The following is a 13897-nucleotide window of genomic DNA, read 5'->3' as shown; positions in this document are numbered from 1 at the left end:
GTGGAATGTAGATAAGAGCTCATCTCAAGCTATAAAAATATTTTAATTCACATATAATTTAAGATAAACCTTTTAGAGATAATAAGATGGCATCTACTCCACGCATTTCTAGCTATGAAGAAATATTAAATTTACCTGGTTTTTTAGAGCAGAATTTGATTACTCCAGAAAACTTTAGCTCAGTTTTTTCAGACTATCAAATACGCGATAGAGACATGCATTGTTGCTTAGTTAGTGACAGGGGACTTTGTAACCACAAACATAATTTTGGTTATGTAATCCAATTACAAGACGGTACATTAAGCGTAATGGGTAATGATTGCGCGGAGAGAAAATTTGGTGCTAGTGGAGGAATTATCCAAGGAATTAACCTTTATGAAAATACAAAAGTTGCTGAGCAAAAGTTAGGAAAAGTTTTTGATTATGCTAATAATTTTGATGAGTATTTAGAAAAATTAAGTAAAATAGAGATAGATTTAAAAAATATAGAAAAATTTTATTCTGATTCGAAAACCCGTTTAGGCTCTAGGAATTATTTAAAACTGAATGAACGTTACAAAGCAGCTAATACCAAAATTGAGGTAAAGACTTACAAGGTTGGAAATCCTAACCCAGACAATCCAGATGAAGAAAATTTAATTTATATGGGAACTTATATAATTGGACATATTTCCTTTTTAACGATTTTTGATAATAAAGATTTCAAAGTATATGAAAAAAAAATTCTAAAGCTTCGGGAAGCTTTAAGAGATGCTTTTAAAGTTCATAGTCAAATTATTGAAGGTGAAACAATAAAACCTGCCCTACTTCGTAAAAAAGTCAGTACGATAATGAGCCAACTGAACTCTTTTGATGATTTAGAATCAACAATCACAAGCAGAATTTCAGCCATTGAGAAATTTAGAAGAACTGATCCAGAAATTCTATGCTATTTGACTGATGATTTTGAGAGTTCAAAACTATTTGCATCAATTTGTATGGAATTCCATGGTATTCAAAACATGAAGGAAGAATCTTACTTAAGAAGCTTAGAAATTAAATATTCGACGTCTCTCAGATGCCATAGGGTTAAAGCAGCAGATCACAGTATTATGCAACGATTAAGTTTTTATTAAAAAATAATTCTAGTTCAGCGAGCCCTGTACTTTCAGTGACAGAAATCAATCTATGATACGATGGCTGTCTAGCTCAAATTTAACCTGACAGGTACATTTAAAAATGGGTAACTATCATAAGAGCAGGTATTGAATAGCTATGAAAATAAGTGTTTGCAAATTATGTGATGAAACAAAAGAATTGCAATGGTCTCATGTCATAGGAAAATCTATTTTTAAGAATATCCTTAGAAAAAATGGGGCCCACTATTCAATAACAACAAGTTTATCTGAAAAAAAAATTTTTAGATCCAATGACCAATGGGCAACATACCTACTATGCAAAAAGTGTGAGGAACTCTTAAATGCAAGATATGAGAACTACTCACTATGGGCTTTGAAAAATAAGCAAAAAGGTGTTAAGCATCAATACAGAGATAATTATCTAATGATATCTGGTGTAAACCAATATAGATTAATTATGTATATTATTTCTATTTTTTGGAGAGCAACCAAATCAGACCATAGAGTCTTCAAGCACTCTATAACTGTTGATGAAATAGATAACTACTTAAAAAAATGCATACTTGGCGAAAGTGAAATTGATAGTAAAGTTATTTCTGTCAGAGTATCTAAATTAGCCTGTGAAAGAAATTACTATACTCAAGATATATTAGAAAATGTAATCACAAACTTGGTTCCCAGAACTAGTCATGAAAAAGGATTCTCATATTTTATGATTTTTTCTGGATATTACTTTGAAATTTTAATTGGTTGCCTAGAACCTCACCAAAGATTTGACCTAGGCATCCTTAGAAAGAATAAAAGAATTCTTAAAGTTCCTTATGTAGATTTTCTAAGTATTCCCGAAGTTTTTAACTATTGGAAAGAAACGAAAGAAATCTATGAAAATGATAAAGAAAATCTTAAATACCTGTTAAAGCATTAGCCTTTTATCTTACCAACAAGGAGTACGAATTAAGTAGAGTATTCTTCACTCAAACGCACCACTTTGACTAATAAATTGATTATTATTAATTTTATCTTTTGATTTAGATGCACTTGGCCAATTTTATTCATCTATTCCCCACCAAAAACTATTACCACGATCTTCCATACGCTGCTGCAATTTCGGTAAATAGTCAGGATCAATCATGTTTTGTACTTTAGAGTACAGCATCCGATCTATGACTAACTTGCTGTACCAAAGGTTTTGAAATGGCAAATTTCCCTTCAACGCATTTGAAATTTCAATTGCGCGTGAGGATTCTTTTCCTTCAATAATATTGTTACCCATTCCCGTCAGTAACATACCTAATTTACCGCCTTCACTGAATAAAGGACCTGCAACAAAGTCGCCGAAACTACGCCCTGTTGGATCGGATAAAGCACTCATCAAATCCCCCATAAACGATAGTCCTCCCCCTTTTAGAACTGATTTAGTAAAAAAATCTGGTGTAAATACTGGTTCGGGATTTCGACCATTCACAAGGTTCTGTAATTGAACGATCAAAGCCCCAGCCAAGGTTTGATACGCCAACAATGATACTAAGAAGGTCGTACGGCTTTTAATATCGCCCTGTGCGAAAGCTCGATGTCCTATTCTGAACATGTAGGCTAATGGAAATCCTTTAAATTGAAAAAGAGTACGACCAAGTTCACCTTGGATTGTTCCGGCATCCCCTAGATTGATAACGCTTCTTTCACGTATCCCCGCTTCAATTACTGCAACTGACTCCTCATTAAAAATATGAGTTTGATATTTCATTGCAGCTTTATAGCGGGTATCCATCAATATTTCTTGCTGACGTGGAGAAAGTGACTTTTTTAATCTTTCAATAACTTGCTCTCTTCGTTGTTGACGTTCACCAACATCATTTTGGTAGATACTAAATTCATCATCTAGCTGGGCAACTTTTTTGTCTAGCTCTTTGAATTTTTGCTTGATAGCTTTATTTGCTTCACTGTGTGTTTTACGAATTTTTGCCCTTAATTCAACAATACGCCGTTCAGCATTTCCTAGGCGCTGCCCTAAACCCTCAGCACGTCTATTATATTGACGCGCATTTCGTTCTAGATTATTTCGAGCATCAATAGCTGCTTTATCAGAGTGCCGGCCTTCCTCAACTTGTTGTAAAAAGTCCTGAATACGATTGGCTTGTTTCTCGGTTTGTAGATAAGTATTGAGATCAACTTGTACCGCTGCGTAATCATTCTGCGCATCAATTAAATCGATACGATCTTGCAAAGCTTGTTTTTCGGCATGGGCTTTAGTGTCTTTTTTATTCGCATATTCTAAAAGGCGTTGAGATAACTGGCGTTTAATATCTTCGGTCCGCTGCGCTTTATTTGAAATGCGTTGGTCATCTTCTAAATTTCTACGATGAAGTTCTGCCACTTGGGTGTCAATTTCTGCTTTTAAAGATTTAAGCTCAGAAGATGCAAACGACATAATGACTTCATCAGGCGCATCAAAAAAATCGTTTTGGGTGAGTACCAAAGTACCATCATCTCGCGTAGATGGACTTAATTCGCGCCATAAATTCCAGTCTTTTTCTTTAATACCATTGCCTTTTAATATTTTCAGGTCATCTGCACCAAGATCTTTCCATTCGGCTTTACGTGTCAATTCTGCAATCTTATTCATATGAACAAGATTAAACGCGCGCTTCATACCTGCAGTAACAGCATTAAGCCCAGATATTTTCATAGTAGTTGCAGCCAACTGTTGCATACGTGCATTAAAACGTCCAGCAGCAGTAGCACTACTAATCACATCTGCATCGCCGAACCGTGATGTCGCCCCAACCATTTCATTAATGCCAAGCCCAAAGCTTAAAGCCTCATCCCTGAAGTTTCCCTGAGAAAGCTGCTTTATATACTCAGGCAATATAGATTTGGTATAGGAAAGCCCATGCATATTGGCGATTTTCTTTGTGCTTGCATGGTCGCCAATTGTTGTAATGGTCGTTCCGCCTAATTTAGATGCAACCATCAAAGATCTTAAACCTCCCATAATATTGCCCAGAGTGGAATCGACCGCCCTAGTATTTGCATCGAGCGTGTTATACATCGACAGCGCACGTTTAGACTGTTTATCAATGTCCCCATGCTTTATGCCATTGACTGGATCTGCTTTAAGCTTAGTACTCGCTTCTTCCAATATTGATTCGAAAGATAATCGAGGGTTTGAACCAAAGTTCTGCATCATGGCAATTTCAGTGCTCATGCGATGAATGTGATTCTTCAACAACTCATGAAAACCTGTCTCATTATATGTGCCATATTTGGACTGATAATCCAGCCAGGCATCACCATCTTTGAAATGTAGTGCTCGTGCTTCTTGATGTCGGTTTGCCATTTTTGAGCGGCCGCCAACGGGCGAAAGGTCTTTCCGGCCATCTAGGACTTTATTGGCCCCATTTGTAGCAATGGTTTTGTATACATCGTTTAGCAATTTACGCAGTTCAGCATCAACCATCAATAGCCCATCATCGCGTACGTATTGGTTACGATCTAACTTTGCTAAAACATCATCTACCCATTCATCTTGCTTGGTTAGCGCAACTTTTTTCTGATCGTGTGAGGTCATAAAACCCCAATTGTCTAGCTTTTTAATGTTGCCGCCAGCGCGGTTAAATGCCAATCGTGCTTCCTCAAGCGAAAAACTAACATCCTTCGCCATAGCAACAATATCTGCATTATCAGACTTACCCCCAAACATGACTCGAATAATATCGTCCGTCATCTCTTTGTTTACAGACATTCCCCATCGCTCTTGAGTTTTGGTAAATGTATCTGCAACCAAAGACATCCAACGACTATGCAGTGCTTGGGCTTGCTTCTCTACAGACTGCACCCCACTTTGGTCTGAGAAATAGGCAATCTTACGCATCAATACCTGAATAGGATTTAATTTCGAATGGTTATATATTTCTTGTTCGAGCTGGGCCTTTAAAATAGCGTCCCGGGCAATATTCTGATTGTTCTTTGCAATTTGACTTGATAAATCAGCTGCAGTTTTTTGAGCGATTGCTTCTGCACGTTCAGCGGGTGATTTAAGCAACCAGTCTTGATCAGTACGCGCTAAGATATTTTGCGCACGAATATAAAGTTTAGAAACACGATTACTGTCCGCAGCGCTTAGTTTCTTTTTACCTAAAGCTCGAGCAACTTGTTCACGGCACTCTACTCTCATGCTGCTTCACTCCCATATTTTAATGCACAACTTGCTAAGGCTTTAACAGCCTGTATATCATCTTTAGCTAATTCTTCCTGTTCACGCACATAGTCAAGCCAATCGCGTGCAGACATAACAACAACCTCCTCATCGCCGTTTTCATTAAAACGAGTGACTGTTATCTCCATATCAGGATTATTCACCATGGTTGCTACGGCTTCGCGGCCGTCTGCAGTGGCAGTAAAAGATCCGTATTCCCCTTGGGAGCTTTTAGACAAATCGGGAGCGCCATCTACCTGGTCTTTTCTCGGTTTCCAGAACTCGCGCTCTAAAGCCTGTGCAGCTGCATTTTGAACATTGTTAAGCTTTTCATTTACTGCGGTATCCGTATGAGGCTTTGCGAAAAACTCTTGCCCAGAACGGGTTACTTTCACTGGCGTAATCGTGCCATCGATATTTACCTGACGCTGAAACAACGTATCTGTAGATTTGTTATACAGCTCCTGTATGGTAGGACCATCTGCTTGACTCATTTCACGTTTAAGATAATTTTCGGATCGAGTTGCACCCCAATTGTCTACTCCATCTAAGGGGCTTATTTGTTCCTGAGAGTCCAGCTTACCTGTTTTAATTTTATCTGTCGGTTTGTTCTGCTGAGAGTTTGCTTGTTCTACTATGATCTTAGCCGGTGCGTTATCGCTACTTGCATTAGCTAACATAGGATCTTGAAGTTGAGACTCGAGCACATTCAAATTACGTTGTGCACTTTGTCCTTGGCCAGATAGGTCAATCCGTGGCTCAACGTAAGTTACTTGATTTACATTGCCGTCATAAGGCTGGTAATGTGCTGTGGCCCTTAGATATTCAATATCATCAGCATGTAAGGGTTCATCCATTAGTTTGAAACCTTGCTCGAGTTCTAAATCTAATTCCGAATTACCAACATCGCGTGTGATAAAAGAATTTGGTGTAGATTCTATTAGTACATCTGAGTCTCTTTTATACTCAGGCACAATAGAGATGTCAGACTCAAATTCAGGAAGATCAGACTCACTGCCACGGATAACCAATCCTTTTTTCTGAATCTCTCCGCCATAATGTTTAGCCATCAGGTTATCGATCTTAGAAGTAAATCTACCTAATGCGACTTGGATAGTCTCATCTGGGTTGATCGCATTACCCTTGATTACCGCCTCAGTATCCTTGCCGTATATTTTTCTTAAAACAACACCTGCTTTTGCTTCAGGTGTATCCCGAATCGCTTTCATAACCGCTTTTGCACCAGCGCGTCCAAGCAAGTGCGGCAAGTAAATTTGAGAACCTGTAAGGGTTACTCCTGTCTGCTCTTTAATATAGGCTATGTTGTTTCTGGTATGCTTGACTAACAATTCAACTTGCTTATTTAGATCGGTATAGTTGGCGTCAGTTCCACCTTCAGCACGCCAGGTGCTCGGTTTAAATTGTCCAATTCCTTTAAATCCACTTATAGGATTTGTAACGTTTGGATCAAAACTACCTCCACTTTCAAAGTGGGCGATTGCTAATACTGCTCGTGCATCTGGATCACTAAGTTTGTTTGCTACTGCCGTATCGTACAGTTGTTGCTGTGTATTAGCTGCCTTACCCTTAAACGCTAACTGTTTAATTGTTTTTTTAGGAGGCAAAACTTGTTTAGGCAGCCCTGTCACGGGAATATCCAAAGAAATACGCTCTGCATTTAAAGCCTGTTCAAGCGAAGTATCCAAGGCATCGTAATGGGAGTTATTGTCCCGTGCAGTTTCAGGTGTAAATGGATTTAAACCATCTGCATGCTCGATATTCGCTGCTACTTGTCCGGCATTGGTTAAATCGTCTGCTGTTTGATGGGCATCTCCTTGCTCAGGTCTTAACTTCGCTTTATTTGCTGCCACATTTAACATAAAGGCAATGGCACCATTGGTTCCTAAAGATAAAGGGCTTACAGCATTTTCTTGGAGTTGTTCACCATATTGGGCAACTTTCTTATTCTTATTATCTTTTAATAAATCGCCTTCGACATAATCCCCGACTACACCGCCCGCCATTGCCAAACCAGTTGTTCCAACAGCATCGGCAATAGGGTTTTTAGAGATACCATGTACAGGAATAGCGAAACCCGCCGCATCAGCTAAGCCCTTAACTGTAGCACCTGTACGAGCGGTACCAATATCAGCACCTTTATTGAGTAGATCGGACTTCTCTGATTGATAGGATTGCGCACCAAACAAGGTAGCTTGAGAAACTAAATTCGCATATCCAACCGTTCCAAAAGTCCCTAATACGTTCCAGCCAATTCTTGTGAAATCTTTCGTTAAACCATAGGTCAATTCACCTGCGGTCCCTAAGTCCTCGGGTTTAAATATTGAAAGGTTCTGTGCACGCAGAGAGGCTGCTTTCTTATCACCGCGAATCAATGCGTCAGGTGCTGTTGCAACTTCAACAGTTCCCATTGCAACGCCAGAAACAAAGCCTAAAGCAGTATCTGAAGCGGCTCCACGCTGAGATTTTGGTTTAAAACGTAAATCATCTTGGTTAAGGGATAATTCATCATCTGCTAAAATGTCCATTAAAGCCTCAACGTACAGTAAAAGTTAAACGGGTTTGCTTTTTGGGATCTTTATTGCTTGCCTTATCCCGAATATAGTCCGCACCATTTTTAAAGTAATATTTATAAGGATCTTTAGGATCTTGCTCTAAAGGTAGATCGAGGAAAAAATCTTTATCTGTTCCTCCATATTCTCGAGCGTATCTTGAGTTGAATTGTTCTAATTGCTGCCCAAAAGATTTTTCACCAACTGTATGAGGTCTTAAAACAGCCTGTTTAGCACCAAACATTCCGCCCGTTGTAAATCTACCACCAGTGACGTTCAAAGCTGCTTTATCAAAGAGTTCTGCATCAATGTTCTTATTATCAACTTTCCCGGTTTTGTCGAGTAGCTTTTCAGATTTTTGTGCCAAGTAAGCATAGTTCGCTCGAATAGAATCAAAGTAAACGCTGTAAGCTGGACTACCAACAGAAACAATCCCCTTAAGATATTCACCTGTTTTCAGGTTAAGGGCAAAATCACTGACTTTCACATCCCCTTTATCCAACAAATCTTGCCCCGTGGCAATTTGACCTGCAATATCAGTCAACCCTCGGTTATTTAATGAGGCAGCCCAACGATATGAATTGTTCTTACCGGCAACGGCTTGGATCATATCTCTTGCCGCATTAGGACTATCTTTAGCCGCTTTAAATAAATTAGTCACAATCTGAAGCCTGTTTACTGGGGATGCACTCTTCCAAATACTGATCATCTCATCAATATTTTGTTTAGATAAAGGATTCGTAGCTCCTGTTAAAGAACCACTAGTTGCATTCGCAGACTCTATACTTTTGATATTTTCGCTTATCGCCTTCAAAGCATCTTGTTGGCCTTGAATAATTAAAGTCGTTGGCACCTGCGGTAATAAACTTCCTGTTTTTAGCGAATAAGCAAATGATGGATCATTTTTTTCTTTATCCAGCATCGCCGTATGAATTGATTGCATTTGGTCCACAACAAGCTTTGTTTCTTGAGGTTTATCTACTCCTTGTGTTCTAGCGTTCGCTTCATAAGCATTAATCAATGACTCACGTGCGTCAGGGGGCATTGAGTATAATTTCTGAAATAATGGGAGATTGTTATTAAGTCTTTGAAATTCAGCCTCGGAAGCAGAACCAACAACCTTGGCAGATAATTCATTGAAGCGTTGTGGTGTAAATGGGATACCACTTTTCACATCTGCTTTGAAATCATTTAAAGCTTCTGTAGCATCTTTTTCTCTTTTATTTGCAGCAGCCTGAACATTCCGATCATATCTATCCCTATAACTAATAGCTCGACCTAGTACATTAGGAATGTTATGTGCGCCTATTTGTTTAGCGAATGGACTTTCGGAATCTGCTAATGCCTCAATGTATTTATCTAACTCATCTGGATCATCTTTGTACTTAAGGATCTCAGAAATAAACGTATCTGCATTATTGTCTTGGATAAGCTTACCAACACGCGCCTGATTCTTTGCAGAAAGAAAATTTTTTGTCAGAGCAAAATAGGCAGGAATCTTTGATCCATCGCCATTTGATTGCATGAGATTAATAGCATCCAGTACGGCTTTATCTTGCTGCCCTTTAGCGTATTGTTCTATTTGTTGGCCATTCCAACCTAGATCCTTACCATACTCTAGTGAAATATTACGTATCTTCTCCAATGACATAGTAGTGGTTGGGATGTCGGAGTAGTTCATACTGACTGAACTAATGTTAGCATCGATCTCAGATTCAAATGCCTGTTTCTGAAATTTCTGAGACTCATTGAAAAGATGCTGCGATGCAATGCGTCCTAACTGCCCTTTCAAAGTCGCCATATTTTTATTGAACATTTGGCGCTGAGTGCCATTTGAAAGGCTACTTTCTTGCTCTCTAGCGTTGGAATCAAACCATTCAAATGCCTCATTAACTAAGTTTTTTCCAGAGTCTCTATTAAGTGCATTTTCACCTTTTATGGTGAGTAATCCGTCTTTGGGATTGTATAAATAATTATTAACTCTATTCTGATAGTCCGCTGTCACCTGAGAGACACGAGCTTTATTCGCGGTATCTTGATATTGGTTATATATCTGCGCTCCCATACCAACTAATTCTGTCAAACCATCCAACTGATTTGAAACTACACCTACTGCTTGTCCAGGAGTAAGTCCTCCATTAATTTGTACAGACGGTGTTTGGGCTTCATTAATCTGCTGATTAAATACTGGTACGCGCATTGCTAAGGCTACCTATTTGGGATGGTTAGATTCAGGAATGTCTCCACATAAGTACCCTATAGAATGCAAGATTTTTTAATGATGATTAAGTAGCTAAATAGCGATGGTGGCAACAGCTAAATCCTTGTTACCACCGAGAATTAACTCATTTTCTCCTTTGCTTTTTTGGCTTTGGCAATAACTTTTTAAAGTTCAGGTTTTTTCAGGTTTTCGTCGTCAATTCAAATACGGGGTACCTAATACTAAGTTTTACTAAGTTCTGCATGCCTAACCAATGGCTTTTTGAATGTTAGGTTTTATTAGGTTTTACACTAGCTAAGGGAGAGGTTTTTTTAGTGCCATTAGATGACTTCCTTATAACAATACTTCGTACAAATTCTTCTAACCATTTCGTGCGATATATCGTACTTGTGGCCCAACTGACGATATGACAAACCTGCTTTATACAATTCACGAATTGTTTTCACATCCTCCTCTGAGACTTTAGGTAAAGAACTTCTTTTCACTTTGTCTTTGACTATAAATTGAGGAAAGAAAGCTAAAACAGGCATACCCACTCCTCCCAACAGAAGTTGTTGCTGACAAAAAATAAAATAATATTTTAAATCAATTGCTTGAGCGGATAAGAGCGGATAAAACCGTTTTTTCACAAACTCTCTATACGCACGCACGTAAGGAGTTTTGTAAAAATTAACATTATCCGCTCTTATCCGCTCTTTATATTTAAAATCAATACTTTGCACAGAAATAAAATATTTTTCCAATTTGCAATAAATCGCAAATAAATAGTGTTCAGCGGCTCGCAATATGCAAAAAATCATACGCAATATCGCTAGGCAGCATTTAAGTAATAAAAGGTAGATAGTATTGTGGCTATACATCAATGATTTCCTCAAAATCTCTTTTTAGACCTATCCCTACAAAACCCTTTAATTTCCGCTCTCCAACATTTCTTTTCTTGAATCTCGAATCCAAACGTCTTGAAAGATGATTTTTAGATGGGATTAATCTCAAGCAACCATTTCTTTCCGCATACCCTTTCCAGCTTTGAAACAGATCCTCTGTCGTGGTTTCATGATTAAATGAAAGGATGCAGTAGCCGTTTAACCATTCACTGAGTAAGTCCATCTCATCCCGATATTCTTCTTTAGCCTGGATCACGCCTTTAGGTGGGTTTAAACCGTTCTGTAAATAGGCCAAAGCACCTGCAATAATCCAACGCAAAATACCAGGCAACTCCCTTAGAAGCTTTGCAGGGCGATTTACATCCTTTTTAATTGTCGGGTCCCCATCGTAGTTACGGGTAAAAGGAACCAACATAATGCGGCGCCAAATACCATAATCATCACCTTTAATAATAGGCTTGTGGTTCGTCGGCATAACCACCGTCCAAGTCGGCTGCACTTCAATGGTATGGCGAGCATACAATCCCCGTGCTGGTAGCGACTCCCCACCTGTCATAGCTTTGATCAATCCCTCTTTAAGCTCTTTGCCCTCATCTGGTTCAGTAGAGTAAACAAAGCGAGACCCACGTAAACGTAGAATATCTTCACGCGCGCCACCACTATTACTTCGGCTATCTCCCAGAAAAGTATCGGCATTGGCTGCCTTGGCATAATCCCCCAAAGCCAGCGCAATACTTTTAAAGATGGTAGATTTACCGTTGTTACCACTACCATAAGGGATAAGAATGATACTTTCTTTTGGTTGGCCTAATACAATGTAGCCTATCACCCGTTGAAAGAATGCAGCCATTTCACCATCGCCAAAAAATGCATCTAAAACTGTTTGCTCAAATATAGGGCATTTCGCGCTTAGGCTATATTCAATACCTGTACTGTAGGAAATCATATGTCCCCGATCCGCATCGAGTAGTTTGCCTGTATTTAAGTCCACAACACCATTAGCACAACCCAATAGATTCATATTGGCATCAAGCAAATTGATATGGCGGAGCAGGCGTTCATCGCTTCTAGCCCATTTCACCATGGCATCCGCCATCTTTATTTTTTGGCTATCGATGTAGAATTTTCTATGTTTTGCACGATCATCATCGCTTTGAATATCTTTTAACTCGTTCGGCAATGCCTTAATCGTTGCTGTTGCATACTGGGTAATTTCAACCGCCGTAATTGGCTGCCAGTAAGTCCCGTTCCATGAGAACCAAGTCTCTGTTTGAGGAATGAACATAAGATCATCCCCATAACGATCAATCATACGACCAACATTGCCTAGCTCCGTCATTTCATGGCGACCATCTACGCCCTTTGTCTTAGATGGAATGGCGCTGTTCATTGCCATACGTACATCTGGCAATGGTAATGAAGTATTGGTAATTTGCTTAAACCGAGATCGAATCAGGCCCGTCAATTCCGTCCGCATGGCAATGTCGCCAGCAGCAGCTAGACCTGCTTTCTTGGCAATATCGTTGATCAGGACAACACTGTCTTTACACTCAAGGATGAGACTCTTGATCACTTCCATTGCCTGATGTTTTTCCTGATTCTCAGCGCTCTTTGTTGCTTCTTTACCAAACTTAATCAACCATCGAGCGGTAATAGGATTTTGGCCGCCACACCCCAGAGTTGACCATTTTTCTTGACACACCTCATACCCAGCATATTTACTTGAGAATTGGCTCCATTCATCCCAGACTGCCAAAGCCTCATTACTACCATCAAATTCATGATGTAGCGCCATACCAGTTTTTAGCCAAGTCTCATAATCACTGCTATCGATAAACTTGATCAAAGATTGTGCATCAGTTAAAGTTAAACCGACCTTTGGCTCTATTCCTAAGAATGGATCTTCAAAGTCATGTTCTGTTTCAATCGTGCTTGATATTCTTGCTGACCCAGGATCAAGCACGATTTTTAAATCTACCTCATCACCAATTAATCCTTGAAAATATCCACTGCGCATAGGCACAGGATCAGATACCCCTACCTCAAAGACAGGTGCAGCTGTGTAATGAATCTGAACTGTATTCAGTACCGATTTATCTAGAGCAATATTGTTTTGTTCTGCCCATGTTTTCAATTGATCACTCGTATAAACAGTTTCCAACCAAAACCAAACATGAGCCTTTAATTTTCCAATATGCTTAAGATGCCCGGCGCTATTGGATAATTGCCAATGATATGAAACTTCATGAAAACTTGTAGGTAAACAAGTTGCGATGTATTCATTAATGGCCTCAACTGGTTCCCTTACAGGATCAGCAAGCATTGGTTCGAAATCATCAATTTCAATCAAGACCCAGTGATGCGGCTTATCTTCAAACAACCTTTTCTGGCGACGAACTTTGCCCTGTTTAAATTCCGTATCTATCTTCTGAGCATGTTCATCGCCTTTATATATACCCCGGATGACGCAAGCACGGCTATCATGTTCAAGCTCAGCCAATATTTTGGATAAATCCTGAATATTAGATACAGGTTTTTCCACCAAGGAAAAATACTTGGCATCCTGATAAGCAGAAATATTGCCATCATTCTGCCAAGTTTTGGCTAACCGGATAGTTGAATGCCTGAGTACAGAAATACGGTCAGTCATCTGCTTCCCCCGCATCCATAGCCAATACCATTGAATCAGCAAATGAAACTGCTAATTCAGCACTACGCTTGATAGGCTTTTTAACCTCATATGATCCGAAAATTCTACACGCTGCAAGATTTCTATCATCAATTTGCTTTGCGGTAATAGGCAACATTTTAGCTGCGAATCGACCATGCAAATCGCTTTTGCCTTTCAAGGCTTCAATCAAGGCATCAGCATAATCCACCGCAAGCATTGCACTGTCATATGCTGAAAA

The 13897-nt window shown here is 39.2% G+C and carries 8 protein-coding genes; 2 read left to right on the top strand and 6 right to left on the bottom strand.

Translation table 11 applies throughout. The features are described 5' to 3' along the window. The first annotated feature begins 86 nt into the window (after window positions 1-86). Window positions 87-1115 (top strand): hypothetical protein, encoded by a 1029-nt coding sequence (locus IRT38_RS17205; RefSeq protein ID WP_194598337.1) that lies wholly within the window; start codon window positions 87-89, stop codon window positions 1113-1115. 139 nt (window positions 1116-1254) lie between these two features. Beyond that, the gene (locus tag IRT38_RS17200; protein WP_194598336.1) at window positions 1255-2043 is read left to right on the top strand and encodes a hypothetical protein; all 789 of its coding nucleotides are present in this window, start codon (window positions 1255-1257) and stop codon (window positions 2041-2043) included. A 123-nt stretch (window positions 2044-2166) separates the two neighbouring features. On the opposite strand, the gene IRT38_RS17195 is transcribed toward IRT38_RS17200, so the two are convergent. The 6 genes from IRT38_RS17195 to IRT38_RS17170 all read right to left on the bottom strand — a co-directional run. Continuing rightward, complete coding sequence (locus IRT38_RS17195; RefSeq protein ID WP_194598335.1) at window positions 2167-5292, bottom strand: hypothetical protein; 3126 nt, start codon at window positions 5290-5292, stop codon at window positions 2167-2169. After that, on the bottom strand, window positions 5289-7859 hold the full coding sequence (locus IRT38_RS17190) for a transglycosylase family protein (RefSeq protein ID WP_194598334.1): 2571 nt from the start codon (window positions 7857-7859) through the stop codon (window positions 5289-5291). Before IRT38_RS17190 ends, IRT38_RS17195 begins: the two co-directional genes overlap by 4 nt. 7 nt (window positions 7860-7866) lie before the next feature. Further along, entirely contained in the window at window positions 7867-10083 is a 2217-nt protein-coding gene (locus tag IRT38_RS17185) for a hypothetical protein (RefSeq protein WP_194598333.1), read from the bottom strand. 341 nt (window positions 10084-10424) lie between these two features. Next, window positions 10425-10634, bottom strand: a complete 210-nt coding sequence (locus IRT38_RS17660) for a hypothetical protein (protein ID WP_194598338.1) — start codon at window positions 10632-10634, stop codon at window positions 10425-10427. A 322-nt stretch (window positions 10635-10956) separates the two neighbouring features. Further along, window positions 10957-13638, bottom strand: a complete 2682-nt coding sequence (locus tag IRT38_RS17175) for a phage/plasmid primase, P4 family (RefSeq protein ID WP_194598332.1) — start codon at window positions 13636-13638, stop codon at window positions 10957-10959. Then, window positions 13631-13897, bottom strand: a 267-nt coding sequence (locus tag IRT38_RS17170; RefSeq protein ID WP_194598331.1) for a hypothetical protein, incomplete at its 5' end; no start/stop codon positions are given. The genes IRT38_RS17175 and IRT38_RS17170, both read right to left, overlap by 8 nt.

The organism is Acinetobacter sp. SK-43 (assembly GCF_015351505.1).
Taxonomy (GTDB): Bacteria; Pseudomonadota; Gammaproteobacteria; order Pseudomonadales; family Moraxellaceae; genus Acinetobacter; species Acinetobacter junii.
This window is presented reverse-complemented; position numbering and strand designations above follow the sequence as displayed.

Bases quoted from the DNA above. Each gene is read 5' to 3' on its own strand.
- IRT38_RS17175 (WP_194598332.1), bottom strand. From the start codon at position 13,638: ATGACTGACCGTATTTCTGTACTCAGGCATTCAACTATCCGGTTAGCC.
- IRT38_RS17190 (WP_194598334.1), bottom strand. From the start codon at position 7,859: ATGGACATTTTAGCAGATGATGAATTATCCCTTAACCAAGATGATTTA.
- IRT38_RS17185 (WP_194598333.1), bottom strand. From the start codon at position 10,083: ATGCGCGTACCAGTATTTAATCAGCAGATTAATGAAGCCCAAACACCG.
- IRT38_RS17660 (WP_194598338.1), bottom strand. From the start codon at position 10,634: ATGCCTGTTTTAGCTTTCTTTCCTCAATTTATAGTCAAAGACAAAGTG.
- IRT38_RS17205 (WP_194598337.1), top strand. From the start codon at position 87: ATGGCATCTACTCCACGCATTTCTAGCTATGAAGAAATATTAAATTTA.
- IRT38_RS17200 (WP_194598336.1), top strand. From the start codon at position 1,255: ATGAAAATAAGTGTTTGCAAATTATGTGATGAAACAAAAGAATTGCAA.
- IRT38_RS17195 (WP_194598335.1), bottom strand. From the start codon at position 5,292: ATGAGAGTAGAGTGCCGTGAACAAGTTGCTCGAGCTTTAGGTAAAAAG.